We start from the raw sequence: 14035 nt of genomic DNA on the forward strand, positions 1-14035 counted from the left end.
GTAAAATCCCGCCGGGAGGTTTGCATGAGCGAGCAGGAGATCTTTGAAAAGGTGCGGGGGGTTATTGCGGACAAGCTCCAGGTGGAGCCGGAGAAGGTGAGCCTCGAGGCCCGCTTCATCGAGGACCTGGGGGCGGACAGCCTGGACACCGTAGAGCTCATCATGGGCCTGGAGGACGAGTTTGGCCTGGAGATCTCCGACGAGGAAGCGGAGAAGATCCGCACCGTCAAGGACGCCGTGGCCTACATCCAGACCAAGCTAGGCTAACCCCGCTTATCCCGCCGGGCGGGAGCCTGGGTTCCCGCCCGGCCCTTTCCTTCCAAGGTATACTGGCCCCATGCAGCGCGTGGTCGTCACCGGCCTCGGGGCTCTCACCCCCATCGGGGTGGGCCAGGAGGCCTTTCACCAGGCCCAACTGGAGGGCAGGAGCGGGGTCAGGCCCATCACCCGCTTTGACGCCTCTCCCCTCCCCGTGCGCATCGCCGCCGAGGTGGACGTGGACCCCGAGGACTTTTTGGACAGGAAGGAGCTCCGCCGCCTGGACCGCTTCGTCCAGTACGCCCTGATCGCCGCCGAGCTGGCCCTAAAGGATTCCGGGCTGGAGCTGGAGGCGGTGGACCCCAGGCGGGTGGGCACCCTGGTGGGCACAGGGATCGGGGGGATGGAGACCTGGGAGACCCAGAGCAAGGTCTTCCTGGAAAGGGGCCCAAACCGCATCAGCCCCTTCTTCATCCCCATGATGATCGCCAACATGGCCTCGGCCCACATCGCCATGCGCTACGGGTTCCAGGGGCCCTCCTCCACCACCGTCACCGCCTGCGCCACGGGGGCCGATGCCCTGGGAAGCGCCATGCGCATGATCCAGCTGGGGGAGGCGGACCTCGTCCTCGCCGGGGGGACGGAGGCCGCCATCACCCCCATGGCCATCGGGGCCTTTGCGGTGATGCGGGCGCTTTCCACCAGAAACGAGGAGCCCGAGAAGGCCAGCCGCCCCTTTACCCTCTCCCGGGACGGGTTCGTCATGGGGGAGGGGGCCGGGGTCTTGGTCCTAGAGGCCTACGAGCACGCCAAGAAGCGAGGGGCGAGGATCTACGCTGAGCTTTTGGGCTTTGGCCGCAGCGCCGACGCCCACCACATCACCGAGCCCCACCCCGAGGGTGTAGGGGCCGCCTTGGCCATGGAGCGGGCCCTGAGGGACGCCCGGGTGGACCCGGAGAGGATAGGCTACATCAACGCCCACGGCACCTCCACCCCCATAGGGGACCGGGCGGAGGTCCTGGCCATCAAGCGGGTCTTCGGGGAACATGCCAGGAGGCTTATGGTCTCCAGCACCAAGAGCATGGTAGGCCACCTCCTGGGGGCCGCGGGGGCGGTGGAGGCCATCGCCACGGTCCAGGCCCTCTACCACGGGGTCATCCCCCCCACCCTCAACCTCGAGGACCCTGACCCCGAGCTGGACTTGGACTTCATCCCCGAGCCCCGGGAGGCCCGGGTGGACTACGCCCTCTCCAACTCCTTCGCCTTCGGCGGGCAGAACGCCGTCCTCCTCTTCGGGCGGATCTAGATGCTCTTTGAGCGGGAAAGGCTTTTGGAACTGGAGGAAGGCCGCCTCGCCCCCTACGCCCAGAAGGCCAGGGACACCCGGGGGCGGGCCCACCCGGAGCCCGAGTCCCGCTACCGCACCCCCTACCAGAAGGACCGGGACCGGATCCTCCACACCACCGCCTTCCGCCGCCTGGAGTACAAGACCCAGGTCTTCCCCAACTGGGCGGGGGACTACTACCGCACCCGCCTCACCCACACCCTGGAGGTGGTCCAGGTGGCCCGCTCCATCGCCCGGGCCCTGGGCCTCAACGAGGACCTCGCCGAGGCCATCGCCCTCTCCCACGACCTGGGCCACCCCCCCTTCGGCCACACCGGGGAAAAGGTCCTGGACAGGCTCATGCGGGAACATGGGGGCTTTGAGCACAACGCCCAGGCCCTCAGGATCCTCACCCACCTGGAGGAGCGCTACCCGGACTTTCGCGGCCTCAACCTCACCCACGAGGTCCTAGAGGGGATCGCCACCCACGAGACCGCCTACGCTCCGGGCTTCAAGCCCCTCTACGAGGGGCAGGGGACCCTCGAGGCCCAGGTGGTGGACCTGGCGGACGCCCTCGCCTACGCCGCCCACGACCTGGACGACGGCCTCCGCTCGGGCCTCCTCGCCCCCGAGGAACTTTCCCAGGTCACCCTCCTCGAGGCCCTGGCCCAGGAGGAGGGGCTCGCCCTCTTCCCCCTCACCGAGCTGGGAAGGCGGGTCCTTGTCCGCCAGCTCCTGGGCTACCTGATCACCGAGGCCACGGAGGCCACCCATAGGAGGGTGGAGGCGGCGGGGGTGGGGAGCGCCGAGGCCGTGCGCCGCCACCCCGAGCGCCTGGCGGGCCTCTCCCCCGAGGGGGAAAAGGCCCTGGGAGAGCTCAAGGCCTTCCTCATGGAAAGGCTTTACCGCCACCCCAGGGTCTTGGAGGAGAGGCGGAAGGCGGAGATCGTCCTCACGGAGCTCTTCCAGACCTACGCCCGCTACCCGGAGCTTCTCCCTCGGGAGGTCCAGGCGCGGATGGAGGCGGAGGGGCTAAGGGCCGTCTGCGACTACCTGGCGGGGATGACGGACCGGTACGCCCTGGAGGCCTACCGCCGCCTCTTCCCCTAGCCCTTAGGCGTAAACTGGTGGGGTGAAAACCCTAGAGTGGGATACCCTATTTGGCCAAGGCGCCGAGCGGATCCAGGCCTCCACCATCCGGGAGCTCCTCAAGCTCACCCAACGCCCCGGGGTCATCAGCTTCGCCGGGGGGCTCCCCGCCCCCGAGCTCTTCCCCAAGGAGGAGGCGGCCCTAAAGGCGGCGGGGATCCTCAGGGAGAAGGGCGAGGTGGCCCTGCAGTACGGCCCCACGGAGGGCTACCTCCCCTTGAGGGCCTTCGTGGCGGAGTGGCTTGGGGTAGGGGTGGAGGAGGTCCTCATCACCACGGGAAGCCAGCAGGCCTTGGACCTCATGGGCAAGGTCTTTCTGGACGAAGGGGCCCCGGTCCTCCTCGAGGCCCCCAGCTACCTGGGGGCCATCCAGGCCTTCCGGGCCTACGGCCCCCGCTTCCTCACCGTGCCCGCGGGGGAGGAGGGGCCAGACCTAGAGGCCTTGGCGGAGGTCTTCAGGGAGCGCCCCCGCTTCCTCTACCTCATCCCCTCCTTCCAGAACCCCTCGGGGGGCCTGATGCCCCTTCCCGCTCGGGAGAGGCTTCTGGAGATGGTGATGGAGAAGGGCCTCCTCGTGGTGGAGGACGACGCCTACCGGGAGCTCTACTTTGGGGAAGGCCGCCTTCCGAGCCTCTTTGAGCTCTCCCGGGAGGCGGGCTACCCTGGGGTGATCTACCTCTCTAGCTTCTCCAAGATCCTGGCCCCAGGCCTCCGGGTGGCCTTCGCCGTGGCCCACCCCGAGGTCCTCCTCAAGCTCACCCAGGCCAAGCAGGGGGTGGACCTCCACACCCCGGCCCTCAACCAGATGCTGGTCCACGAGCTCCTGAAGGAGGGCTTCCAGGAGCGGCTTGAGCGGGTCCGGCAGGTCTACCGGGAAAAGGCCAGGGCCATGCTGGAGGCTCTGGAGAAGGAGATGCCCAAGGAGGTGGCCTTCACTAGACCCCAGGGAGGGATGTTCGTATGGATGAGGCTTCCCAAGGGGCTTTCCGCGGAGGCCCTGTTGTGGAAGGCCCTGGAGGAAAACGTGGCCTTCGTGCCGGGAGGGCCCTTCTTCGCCTTAGGGGGCGGGGAGAACACCTTGAGGCTCTCCTACGCCACCATGGATGGGGAGCGCATCGCCGAGGGGGTGCGCCGCCTGGGGAAGGCCCTGAGGGGCCTCCTCACCCCCGCCTAAGGGTATAATCCCCGCCAAAGGAGGCCTGGTATGGAAAGGCTTTCCCGGCTGAGGGCGGTGCTCAAAGCGGCCAAGGACCACCCGGTCTACCGGGAGAAGTTCAAGGACCTGGACGCCGAGAAGGTGACCCTGGAGGACCTCGAGGACCTCCCCCTCACCACCAGGGAGGAGTGGGTGGCCTTCCTCAAGGAAAACCCCAGGCCCCCAGAAGGGGCGAGCCTCATGCACCTCACCCCAAGCCCCCTCCTGGGCTGGATGCCCGAGTACCTGTCCCAAGAGGACCTCCGCTACCAGGCCGAGGCCCTGGCGGAGCACTACCGCCGTCTGGGCCTCGTGGGCAAGAAGGTCCTGGTGGCCTTCAGCTACCACGTCCTCGCCGGGGGATGGCTCTTCCACCAGGCCCTCTGGCGGGCGGGGAACCTGGTCTTTCCCCACGGGCCCGGGGAGGCCTCCCGCATCGCCGAGCTCGCCCAGGCCTACGGGTTTGACGTCCTGGTCACCAACCCCTCCTTCGCCCTCAAGGTGGGGCAGGCGGGGGGGCGCTTCCCCCTCCTCCTCGCCGGGGGGGAGCCCTTCACCTCGGTGCCGGGCTTCCGGGAGCGGGTGGAGGCCGCCTTGGGCGGGGTGGCCCTGGACGCCTACGGGACCAGCGAGCTCGGCATCGTGGCCGGGGAGCGGCTGGAGAAGGACGGGCTTTGGGAGGTCCCGGAGATGGCGGTCCTCGAGGTCCTAGACCCCGAGACCCTAAGGCCCGTGGCCGATGGGGAGAAGGGGGAGCTGGTGGTCACCGCCCTAAGCCGCACCCTGATGCCCATGGTGCGCTTCCGCACCGGGGACCTGGCCATCGCCCTTAGGCGGGAAGGCCTCACCGTCCTGCCCCGGGGGGTGTTCGGCCGCACGGACGCCATGGTCAAGGTCAAGGGGGTGAAGCTCTACCCCACGGAGCTCGCCCCCATCCTGGCGGGCTTCGGCCTGGACCCCAAGGGCTTCCAGGTGGTGGTGGAGCGCAAGCTGGAGGGGACCGATAAGCTCATCCTCCGCCTCAAGGCGGAGAAGGTGCCCCCGGACCTTCTGGAGGCCATCGGCAAGGCCACCGGCCTCAAGGTGGACGAGGTGGAGCTGGCGGGGGAACTCGAGGGCGGCCTGGTCCAGGACCGGCGGTTCTAAGCGTCCCTACAAGCCCCCAACCCCGCCCTCGGGTGGGGGCTTGTTAATCCCCTCTCATGAGGGGAGGGTATACTCTTGGCTAAAGCAAAGGGGCCCTTGCGGTATAGTGAGGGCAAACCCTGTCCTTGGGCAGAAGGAGGCATGATGCGGTTTTTCGTGTTGGGCGATGTTTCCGTGGACCTGCTCTTCTTCGTGGAGCGCATCCCCGAACCCGGGGAGGAGCTCCCCTCCCGTAGGGCCCTCATGAAGCCGGGAGGGGCTGGGGGAAGCCTGGCGGCCCAGCTTTCCAGCCTGGGCCACCGGGTCTACCTGGCGGGCCGGGTGGGCCAGGACCCCTTTGCCGAGCTAGCCCTGAGCCGGGTGCGGGAGGTGGGGGTGGACCTGCGCCATCTCCAGGAAGACCCGGAGCGCACCACGAGCTCGGTGCTCATCCTCGTGGTCCCGGGAGGAGAAAGGGCCATGGTGAGCACGGAAGGGGCAAGCCGCTATCTAGACCCCTCCCTCTTCAAGCCCCGCTTCCTGGACCAGGCAGATGCCCTCGTCCTCTCCGCCTATGCCCTGGTGGGGGGGCCTTCCCGGAGCTACGCGGCGGAGGCCCTCGAGGCCGCCAGGAAGCGGGAGATGCCCATCTTCGCCGACCTGGGCACGGGGGCGGTGCGGGTGGCGGGGAAGGAGCTCCTCAAACACCTCAGGGGGGTGAGCTGGCTCCTCATGAACCAGACCGAGCTCCTGGCCCTCACCGGGGCCCCCTCCCTCTCCGAGGGGGTGGCAAGGTTACGAATAGAGGGCTTCGCCCACCTGGCCATCAAGGTGGGGGCCATGGGCTCCATCGTGGTCACCCCGGAAGGGGAGGAGCTCGTGGACCCCTACCCGGTGGAGGACATCGTGGACTCCACCGGGGCCGGGGACGCCTACACCGCCGCCTTCGCCCACGCCATCCTCTCGGGGAAGAAGCCCGTGGAGGCAGCCCGCCTGGCCAACCTGGCGGGGGCCCTGGCGGCCACGGGCCTGGGGGCCCAGGGGAGGCTGATCCGGCTAGAGGACCTGGAAGTGGCCTCGGGCTAGGGCCAGGAAGGCCAGGCCCGCCCGCCCGCTCTTCTCCGGGTGGAACTGGGGGGCGAGGAGGTTTTCCTTGGCCAGGAGGGCGGTGAAGGGGGTGCCCTCGTACTCCCCGGTCCCCAGGGAATGGGGGGTCAGGGGGCCGTAGTAGGAGTTGGCGAAGTAGAAGTGGCGGCCCGATAGGGCGGAAAAGGGGCCTTCCAGCCTGACCCGGTTCCAGCCCATCTGGGGCACCCGCCCCCGGGGGAAGCGGCGCACCACCCCGGGGAAGAGGCCGAGGCCCCTCACCCCAGGGGCCTCCTCGCTCTCCGCGTAGAGGATCTGCATGCCCACGCAGATGCCCAAGAAGGGGAGGCCCCTTTCTATGTGCGCCAGGACCCTTTCCACGAAGCCCGAGGCCCGGAAGGCGGCCATGACCTGGCCGAAGTGCCCCTGGCCCGGGAGGACCAGGAGGCTCGCCTCCGGGCTGGCCCTGGGGTCCAAGGAGACCGTCACGGCGAAGCCCGCGGCCTCGAGGGCCTTGGCGGCGCTCCGCAGGTTCCCCGAGCCGTAATCTATGAGGAGGGCCTTCATAGCACGCCCTTGGTGCTGGGAAGCCCCTCCCCGGTGATCCGGGTGGCCCGGTGGAGGGCCCGGGCCAGGGCCTTGAAGCTAGCCTCCACCACGTGGTGGGCCTCCCGCCCCGAGAGGAGCCTCAGATGCAGGGTGAGCCTTCCATGGTTTACGAAACCCCTAAGGAACTCCCGCAGGTGGTAGTGGTTCACCCCGCCCGCCTCCCCCACCACGGGCCACTCCTCTGGGCGGTACTCCAGGTGGGGCCTCCCCGAGAGGTCCAAGACGCAGAGGACCAGGGTCTCGTCCATGGGGGCGAAGGCCTCGGCGTAGCGCTCCAGGCCCCTCCCCTCCCCCAGGGCCTCCTTTAGGGCCAGGCCCAGGGCGATGCCCACGTCCTCCACCAAGTGGTGCACGTCCACCTCGAGGTCCCCCTTGGCCTCCACCTCCAGGAGGAGGCGCCCGTGCCGCTGGAGCTGGAGGAGCATGTGGTCCAGGAAGGGAAGCCCCGTGGCCACCTGCCCCCCCACGGGGCCGTCCAGGCCCAGGCGCACCCTCGCCCAGGTCTCCATCGTGGCCCTCTCCACCAAGGCCTCACGCATAGGCCATCGCAAAGGCCGCTCTTAAAAAGGCCTCCATCTCCTCCCCTAGGCCAATGGTCACCCGGATGCACCCTTCTAGGCCCGGGTAGCGGTCCTGCCGCCTTACCAGGATGCCCTGGCGGAGGAGGTGGGCGTGGGCCCCCTCGGCATCCGGGGTGCGCACCAGGAGGAAGTTGGTGCGGCTGGGGTAGGGGCGCCAGAGGGGGTGCTGGCTAAGCCTCCCGTAGACCCTATCCCGCTCCAAGCGCACGTAGGCCGCCACCTCCTCCGCATAGCCCGGGTTCTCCAGGACCACCTCCAAAATGGCCCCGGTGTGGGCGGGGAAGGCGAAGGGGGGAAGCACCTCCCGCACTGCCCCCGCCACCTCCGGGCTCGCCAGGAGGTACCCCGCCCGGATGCCCCCCAGGGAGAAGGCCTTGGAGAAGGTGCGCAGGAGGGCCACGTGGGGGTTTTCCCGCCCCAAAGGGGAAAAGTCCGTCCCGGAGAACTCCCGGTAGGCCTCGTCCACCACCAAGAGCCCCCCCGCCTCCCGGGCCCTTTCCGCCAGGGCCCAAAGGGCCTCCCTCGGGAAGAGGACCCCCGTGGGGGCGTGGGGGTTGGGGAGGAAGAAGACCCCCCCGGTGAAGGCGGAGAGGAGGCCTTCCAGGTCCAAGGCGAAGCCCTCCCCCAAGGGCACGGCCCGGTAAGGGGTCCCCGCCACCCTGGCGGCGTGGGCGTAGTGGGGGAAGGAGGGGCTTAGGTCCAAGACCCTTTCTGCCGCTACCGCCAGGGCCAGGATGAGGAGGTTGGACCCTGGGGAGAGGACCACCCCCTCCTCCGGCCAGTCCCAAAGGGCAGCTAGCCGCCTTCTCAGGCCTTCGGCATGGATCTCCGGGTAGCGGTTCCAGGGAAGGCGGGCCATACGCCTCAGGGCCTCCTCCTTAAGGGCATGGGGCAGGTCAAAGGGGCTCTCGTTCTGGTCCAGCTTGATGGGGGCCTCCACCCTAGCATAGGGGTAAGGGGAAAGACCCCGGAGGTGCGCCTTGAAGGCCCGCATATGGGGCAGTATACCGGGTAGACTGGAGGGGTGAACCGGGCTAAGTACCCCACCGCGGCTTTCGCCGCGGTGGGGGCCCCCAAAAAGCCCTCCCAAAGCCCCGTCTTGGACCTCCCATTTGCGAAACGGAAGCGCGGGTACTTAGCTGTTGCAGGCGGAAAGGGACCTGGAGATGGCCGAGATCGCCCGGGGAGCGGGAAGGCGCGAGTGGGCCTGCTTCGCCGCCCAGCAAGCGGCGGAGGGAGAAAGTTAAGGCCCTTCACCTGCACCTGGGCCAGGAGGCCTGGGGGCAGCCCATCGCCCGCCTTCTCAGGGAGCTTCCCCTAGAGGCGCCCCAGGACCTGGTGGAAAAGGCCCGGTATCTGGACAGCCTCTACATCCCTACCCGTTACCCCGACGCCTTCCCCGAAGGCCCTTCTGCGGAGCACTACGGTCCCCTTCAGAGCCAGGAGGCCCTGGGCTATGCCCGTGAGATCCTTGCGTTCGTCCGTGCTCCGATGGCCTAGCCGGGAGGAGGTGGAGGCGGCCCTCCGGGCCTGGCTAGCCCGCCATCCCATCCTAGGTCTCCTAGCCCTGGGCTACTTCGGCTCCTACGCCCGGGGGGACCACGGGGTGGGGAGCGATCTGGACCTGGTCCTGGTGGTGGAGGCCTCGGAGCTGCCCCCATGGCAGAGGGCGGCCCTACTCCCCCTCGAGGAGCTCCCCCTGCCGGCCGAGGCCCTGGTCTACACCCTGGCCGAGTGGCGGGCGCTCCCGAGGCGAAGCCCCCGCTTTGCCAAAACCCTCGAGCAGGAGGCCCGATGGCTCCTAGGGCCGGAAGTGGTCGTAGCCCCTTCGGGGGATGGGGCTACCCCTGAGGTAGACCCCCGCCCCCTCCCCCACCCGCCCGGCGCGGAAGAGGGGTAGGCCCGCCCCTTGCGCCCTGGACAAAAGGGCCTCCTCCGCCTCGGGGGGCACCAGGAGGACCGCCTCAAACTCCTCCCCCCCGTAGAGGACCAGCTCCAGGGCCTCTTCCTCGCCCCCCGCGAAGGCCAGGACGTCGGGGTGGAGGGGGAGGGCCTCGAGGTCCACCCGCACCCCAAGCTCGGAGACTTGCCAGAGGGTTTCCGCCAGGCCGTCGGAGGAGTCCAGGCCCCCCCGGGGGAGGCGGGCAAGGGCCAGGAGCTCCCGCCTGGGCAGGGGGTAAAGGGCGGCCTCCAGAATCTTAGGAAATCCTTCCAGGGAAAGCCCCTGGTAGTGGGCGCGGATGCCGGCCCCCGTCCGCCCCCAGCGGTCGCCAGCCAGGTAGAGGAGGTCCCCGGGAAGGGCCCTGCGGGGAAGGGGGGCCTCGCTTCTGGCAAAGCCAGAGACGGTGAGGGCCACCTCCTCCCCGGCGTTGGTGTCCCCGCCAAGCAGGGGGGCCCCAAGCCGCCTGGCGGCCTCCGCCGCCCCCTGGACCAGCTCCAGGGCGAAGGCCTCCTCGAGGTCCGGAGGGAGGAAGAGCCCCAGAGTGAAGCCCAAGGGGCGGCCCATCTTGGAGAGGAGGTCGGAGGCCGTGGCCGCCACCCCCCTGAAGCCCACCTCAAAGGGCCCCATGCCCAGGAGGGCCACCTCCCGGTAGAGGAAGCCATCGGTCTTGAGGAGCCAGGCCTCCTCCCCCACCCACACCCCTCCGGCATCGTCCCCAGGGGGGAGGGGGGCTCCCTCGGGGTAGCCCAAAGGGGCCAGTTTCTGCAAAAGGGCCCGCTCCCCTAGGTCTCTAAGCCGCATACACCCAGGCTACGGTATCATGGCGGGGTGTGCCGGGTTGACCTGTGCCTGAGGCCTGCCCCCGGACCCCTTTTCCTGGTGGAGGTCCTGCCCGCGGGAAGCGTCCTCACCCTCCTCCTGGCCCAGGGGGCCAAGGAGGTCTGGGTGGCCCCAGGGCCTAAGGTGGCCCGCCTCTTGGGGGCGGAGCTTGGGGAGGAGGCCCTCCTCCTGGGCGAGGTAGAGGGCTTTCCCCCAGAGGGCTTCCACGGAAGGCTCTCCCTGGTGGATCTGGAAGGGGCCGAGGTAAGGGAGAAAAGGGCCATCCTGGTGGCCCCCCTCCTGAACGGAAGCCTCCTCCTGGAGGAAAAGGAGGTGTTTCTGGCGAACCTCAGGAACGCCAAGGCCGCCCTGGAGCTGGCTCGAGGCCTCGAGGGGCTCACCCTCCGCCCCGCAGGGGCCCCAGAGCCCCTCCTTTCGGCCCTGGTGGCAACGGGCTTCTTCCAAAGGAGGCTCTTTCCCGAAAGCCCCACCACCCTGGCCTCCGCCCTCCTCAAGGCCTTCCCCGACCCCCAGGAAGCCCTCTTCCAGAGCCCAGAGGGCCAGGCCCTCCACAAGGAGGGGCGCACCGAGGAGCTGGCCCGGGCCAGCCTCATCGGGATGGACCCCGTGGTGCCCAGGCTGGCCGAGACCCGCTTCTTCCCCAAGGAGGCCTTCGGCCTCACCCAGGACCGCTTCGCCCAGAGGTTCGTGGCATGGCCCGCCTAGAGATCCTGGGCCTCCCCCTGGACCCCGTGGACATGGAGGAGGCCCTCCTTCGCATCGGAGGGTTTCTGGAAGAGGCCAGGACCCACCAGGTGGTCACGCTGAACCCCGAGATGGCGGTGCGGGCTCAGGAGGACGAGGCCCTTAGGCGGGCGGTCCTCGAGGCCGATCTCATCACCCCGGACGGGGTGGGGATCCTCTGGGCCGCCAGGCGGCTTTGCGGGGTGGTCCTAAAGGAGCGGGTCACGGGGGTGGACCTCACCCTGGCCCTCCTCCGGCGCTTCCCCGGGCTCAGGGTCTACCTCCTGGGGGGGAAGCCCGGGGTGGCGGAGCGGGCGGCTAGGGAGGCGGAGAGGCTTGGGGCGAAGGTGGTGGGCTTCCACCACGGCTACTTCCGGGAAGAGGGCCCCGTGGTGGAGGAGATCGGGAAGAGGGCCCCGGACCTCCTCCTGGTGGGCATGGGGGAGAGGCAGGAGGCCTTCATCCGCCGCCACAAGCCCCACCTGGGGGCCCGGGTGGCCTTGGGGGTGGGGGGCACCCTGGACGTGTTGGCGGGGGAGGCCAGGCGCCCGCCCCCATGGGCGCAGAGGCTGGGGCTGGAGTGGCTTGTACGGGTGGGCCTAGACCCCAGGCGTTGGCGGCGGGCCCCCAGGCTTTGGCGCTTCGCTTACCTTGTCCTCAGGGAAGGGCGCTAGACTGGTTCCATGCGCTCCCTAGCCCTTTCCCTCTTCCTGGGCCTCGCCCTGGCCCAGGGCTTGGTCCTCCCCTTTGAGGGCCCCAAGGGGCACAGCCTGGCCCAGGCCTTCGCCCAGGGGCTTGGGGCCCCGCCCCCTACCCTCCTCGCCCTCCTCCTCCCCGAGCTCCCCTGGCGGGACGGGTACGACCTCACCGGAGGGCTCTACTCCAAGGCGGGGGCCCGGCTGGCCCAGGCGGTAACGGGGGCGGACTGGGTCCTCCTGGGGCAGGAGGAGGAAAGGGGTCTCAGGCTCTTCCTGGCCCGGAAAGGGGGGGTAAGGGAGGGCCTCTTCTCCAGCCCGGAAGTGGCCTGGCTCTGGCTCCAGGGGGAGGGCCTGGCCCCCAGGCTTAGCCCCCTCCCCACGCCCAAGGAGGACGAAGCCCGCCTCCGGGCCCTGGCCCAGGGAGAGGACCCCGACCCCCTCCACCAGTCGGCTTTGGACCTGAGGGCGGGCCGGGGAGCGGGGCTTCTCGTGGGGCTTCTTCCCGAGAGGCTCCTCCTCTTTTGGCAGGGGCGGCTCCCTCGGGCCTACGTCGCGATCCGGCTCTTCGCCGAGGGAAGGCGGGAAGAGGCCCTGAAGGAGGCGGAGGCCCTCCTCGCTGGGGACGTCCTGGAAAGGACCGCGGCCCACCTGGTCCTTAGGGCCCTCGAGGACCCCCGCTGGCCCAGCTCGGCCCGGGCCCTGGCGGAAGCCTTCCCGGAACTCCCCCTGGCCTGGGAGGAGGTGAGCTTCGCCGCCTTCGGGGAGGGGAACGGGGAAGAGGCCCGGGACGCCCTCCTCAAGGCCCTCCGGCTCAAGCCCGACTCCTGGCTCTACTGGACCAACCTGGGCTGGGCCCATTACCTCACCGGGGACCTCCCCCGGGCCATCCTGGCCTCGGAGCGGGCGGTGCGGCTTCTCCCCAACGCCACCGCCTTCTACAACCTGGGCCTTTTTCGGGCCATCTACGGGGACTACCTGGGGGCCAAGACCGCCTACGACCGGGCCCTGAGGCTGGACGAGGGGGAGGACTTCGGGGAGGCCCTAAAGGACCTGGAGGCGCGCAAGGAGCCCCTCACCCTCTTCTTCCGGGCCTACCTCTCCGAGCGGGCGGGGCTCCCCGCTAAGGAGCTCTACCAGGCCTTCCTCGAGGCCTACCCCAAACACCCAGCCGCCTTCGCCGCCAGGCGGGCCTTGGCCCGGACGGAGGGGGTAGGGCTGGAGCTCTCCGTGGAGAAGCTCACTCTGATCCCCGGGGACCTCGAGGCCCGTCCCTTCCGGGCTGGGGAGGCCGTCTTCCCCGAGGTGCGCCTCTTGGGCAGCCCCTACCTCCCCCGGGGAACCCTGGAAACCCGCCTCCTGCGGGAGGGTGAGGAGCTGGACCGGGCGGAGAAACCCCTGGGCTTTCCACCCCTTACCGTGGGCCTTAGGGAGGTGGCCCCGGCCCTCATCCTTCCCGAACCGGGGCGGTACACCCTGGAACTCCGCTATGGGGAGGCGAGGGCCCTCCTCCCTCTGGAAGTGGGCCCGCCAAGCCTGGCGAGGAGGCTCTACGCCCTGGGTCTGGAGGCCCGCGACCTGGCAGACCGGCCCCTCCTCACGCCCAAGGAGGCCTTGGGCCTCGAGGGGGAGAGCCTCCTTTTGGCGAGAACCCTAACGGTCCTCCAGGAGGCCGCTCCCCTGGCCACCTCTCCCCTGCTCCTCACCCCCCTGACCAGGGGCCCGTACCAGGGGAGGAGCGTCCAGGAACTCCTCCTGACGGCTAGCCCCGAGGTGGCCCGGGCCTTCTACGAGGCCGTCCTGGCGAGCCCCGAACTCCTGGGGGGAAAGGATGTGGTGAACGCCTTCGTGGAGTGGATTCTAAGGCTTCAGCAAAGAGAAACCCCTTAGAGCCAAGCCGTTGCCTAACCCAAAGCCGGACCGCTTCACGGATGGCATCCATTTCCCGGAGCATGCGCACCATGGTGAAGCGGTGGCCCGTCTTCTGGGCCCAGAACTGGCTGACACCCTCCTTGCAGGTCTCCGGGGTTTGCGCCAGGTACTCCCCCTTGTACTCCACCACGAGGAGCTTGCCATTCCGCAACATGGCCAGAAAATCGGGGAAGAAGTTGCCTCCGGGGTAAGGAGGGCGAAAGGCGTAGCGCCAGGTGGGGTAGTTGCACACCCAGAACTCCACCTTGTCTAGGTCGTCCAGAAGACGGGCGTAAACTCCTCCGTGCCGTCCTTGAGCAATGCACACTTGAACTCCTTCCAGAACGATCTCTCCACTCGCCCTTAGGGGCTGGGGGACAAAGTCCAGGTGGGCGTCCCGATTGGCCAGGCTCCACCCCCCTCTAGGAAGTGATCGGCCTCCAGGTGCTCCCTGTGCCAGACAGGGAGGGGCACCTCTAGCACCCTGCCCTCCTAGGAGGAAGTGCGAACGGTTTGGGGAAGCTTCTTTCGGTCCTGCTCTACCAGTCCTCCTCAGTATAGGTGGAACCATGCCACAGCAAAACCCGGCTTATCCGG

Annotated in this window: 13 protein-coding genes and 2 pseudogenes; 11 read left to right on the forward strand and 4 right to left on the reverse strand. The window is 69.1% G+C overall.

What is annotated here, in order from left to right; genetic code table 11:
* The first annotated feature begins 24 nt into the window (after nucleotides 1–24).
* The 6 genes from acpP to ATI37_RS04210 all read left to right on the forward strand — a co-directional run bounded on the left by acpP (nucleotide 25) and on the right by ATI37_RS04210 (nucleotide 6137).
* Nucleotides 25–267, forward strand: coding sequence for an acyl carrier protein (gene acpP / locus ATI37_RS04185; RefSeq protein WP_117237249.1), 243 nt, complete (start codon nucleotides 25–27; stop codon nucleotides 265–267).
* 70 nt (nucleotides 268–337) lie between these two features.
* Nucleotides 338–1564 (forward strand): beta-ketoacyl-ACP synthase II, encoded by a 1227-nt coding sequence (fabF, locus tag ATI37_RS04190; RefSeq protein ID WP_117237250.1) that lies wholly within the window; start codon nucleotides 338–340, stop codon nucleotides 1562–1564.
* Nucleotides 1565–2692 carry a deoxyguanosinetriphosphate triphosphohydrolase gene (locus tag ATI37_RS04195; RefSeq protein ID WP_117237251.1) on the forward strand — a complete coding sequence of 376 codons (1128 nt, stop codon included), beginning with the start codon at nucleotides 1565–1567 and terminating at the stop codon, nucleotides 2690–2692.
* A gap of 22 nt (nucleotides 2693–2714) precedes the next feature.
* Nucleotides 2715–3905, forward strand: a complete 1191-nt coding sequence (gene lysN, locus ATI37_RS04200; RefSeq protein ID WP_117237252.1) for a 2-aminoadipate transaminase — start codon at nucleotides 2715–2717, stop codon at nucleotides 3903–3905.
* Nucleotides 3906–3935: 30 nt separating this feature from the next.
* Nucleotides 3936–5072: a phenylacetate--CoA ligase family protein gene (locus ATI37_RS04205; protein WP_117237253.1), complete on the forward strand. Its 1137-nt coding sequence runs from the start codon at nucleotides 3936–3938 to the stop codon at nucleotides 5070–5072.
* 144 nt (nucleotides 5073–5216) lie between these two features.
* Nucleotides 5217–6137 (forward strand): carbohydrate kinase family protein, encoded by a 921-nt coding sequence (locus ATI37_RS04210; protein ID WP_117238510.1) that lies wholly within the window; start codon nucleotides 5217–5219, stop codon nucleotides 6135–6137.
* On the opposite strand, the gene hisH is transcribed toward ATI37_RS04210, so the two are convergent.
* Genes hisH through ATI37_RS04225 form a run of 3 tightly spaced genes read right to left on the reverse strand, consistent with a single transcriptional unit; the run spans nucleotide 6108 to nucleotide 8321 of the window.
* Nucleotides 6108–6704, reverse strand: a complete 597-nt coding sequence (gene hisH, locus ATI37_RS04215; protein ID WP_117237254.1) for an imidazole glycerol phosphate synthase subunit HisH — start codon at nucleotides 6702–6704, stop codon at nucleotides 6108–6110. The genes ATI37_RS04210 and hisH overlap by 30 nt on opposite strands.
* The gene (hisB, locus tag ATI37_RS04220; RefSeq protein ID WP_117237255.1) at nucleotides 6701–7285 is read right to left on the reverse strand and encodes an imidazoleglycerol-phosphate dehydratase HisB; all 585 of its coding nucleotides are present in this window, start codon (nucleotides 7283–7285) and stop codon (nucleotides 6701–6703) included. The genes hisH and hisB overlap by 4 nt, the downstream gene beginning before the upstream one ends.
* Entirely contained in the window at nucleotides 7278–8321 is a 1044-nt protein-coding gene (locus ATI37_RS04225; RefSeq protein ID WP_117237256.1) for a pyridoxal phosphate-dependent aminotransferase, read from the reverse strand. Before ATI37_RS04225 ends, hisB begins: the two co-directional genes overlap by 8 nt.
* A 172-nt stretch (nucleotides 8322–8493) precedes the next feature.
* On the opposite strand from ATI37_RS04225, the pseudogene ATI37_RS04230 reads away from it, so the two are divergent.
* Nucleotides 8494–8827, forward strand: a pseudogene (locus tag ATI37_RS04230) (HEPN domain-containing protein).
* A pseudogene (locus tag ATI37_RS04235) lies at nucleotides 8784–9137 on the forward strand (nucleotidyltransferase domain-containing protein); the annotation flags it as partial. The pseudogenes ATI37_RS04230 and ATI37_RS04235, both read left to right, overlap by 44 nt.
* Here ATI37_RS04235 and ATI37_RS04240 read toward each other — a convergent pair.
* Nucleotides 9129–10070, reverse strand: a complete 942-nt coding sequence (locus ATI37_RS04240) for a thiamine-phosphate kinase (protein WP_117237258.1) — start codon at nucleotides 10068–10070, stop codon at nucleotides 9129–9131. The pseudogene ATI37_RS04235 and the gene ATI37_RS04240 overlap by 9 nt on opposite strands.
* 27 nt (nucleotides 10071–10097) lie before the next feature.
* Here ATI37_RS04240 and ATI37_RS04245 point away from each other — a divergent pair, with 27 nt between their 5' ends.
* Genes ATI37_RS04245 through ATI37_RS11565 form a run of 3 tightly spaced genes read left to right on the forward strand, consistent with a single transcriptional unit; the run spans nucleotide 10098 to nucleotide 13417 of the window.
* Nucleotides 10098–10814 carry a 2-phosphosulfolactate phosphatase gene (locus ATI37_RS04245; RefSeq protein ID WP_117237259.1) on the forward strand — a complete coding sequence of 239 codons (717 nt, stop codon included), beginning with the start codon at nucleotides 10098–10100 and terminating at the stop codon, nucleotides 10812–10814.
* On the forward strand, nucleotides 10802–11506 hold the full coding sequence (locus ATI37_RS04250) for a WecB/TagA/CpsF family glycosyltransferase (protein ID WP_117237260.1): 705 nt from the start codon (nucleotides 10802–10804) through the stop codon (nucleotides 11504–11506). The genes ATI37_RS04245 and ATI37_RS04250 overlap by 13 nt, the downstream gene beginning before the upstream one ends.
* Nucleotides 11507–11515: 9 nt before the next feature.
* Nucleotides 11516–13417, forward strand: a complete 1902-nt coding sequence (locus tag ATI37_RS11565; RefSeq protein WP_157969078.1) for a tetratricopeptide repeat protein — start codon at nucleotides 11516–11518, stop codon at nucleotides 13415–13417.
* The last annotated feature ends 618 nt before the right edge of the window (nucleotides 13418–14035 follow it).

The organism is Thermus sediminis (genome assembly GCF_003426945.1).
In the GTDB taxonomy this organism is placed as follows: domain Bacteria; phylum Deinococcota; class Deinococci; order Deinococcales; family Thermaceae; genus Thermus; species Thermus sediminis.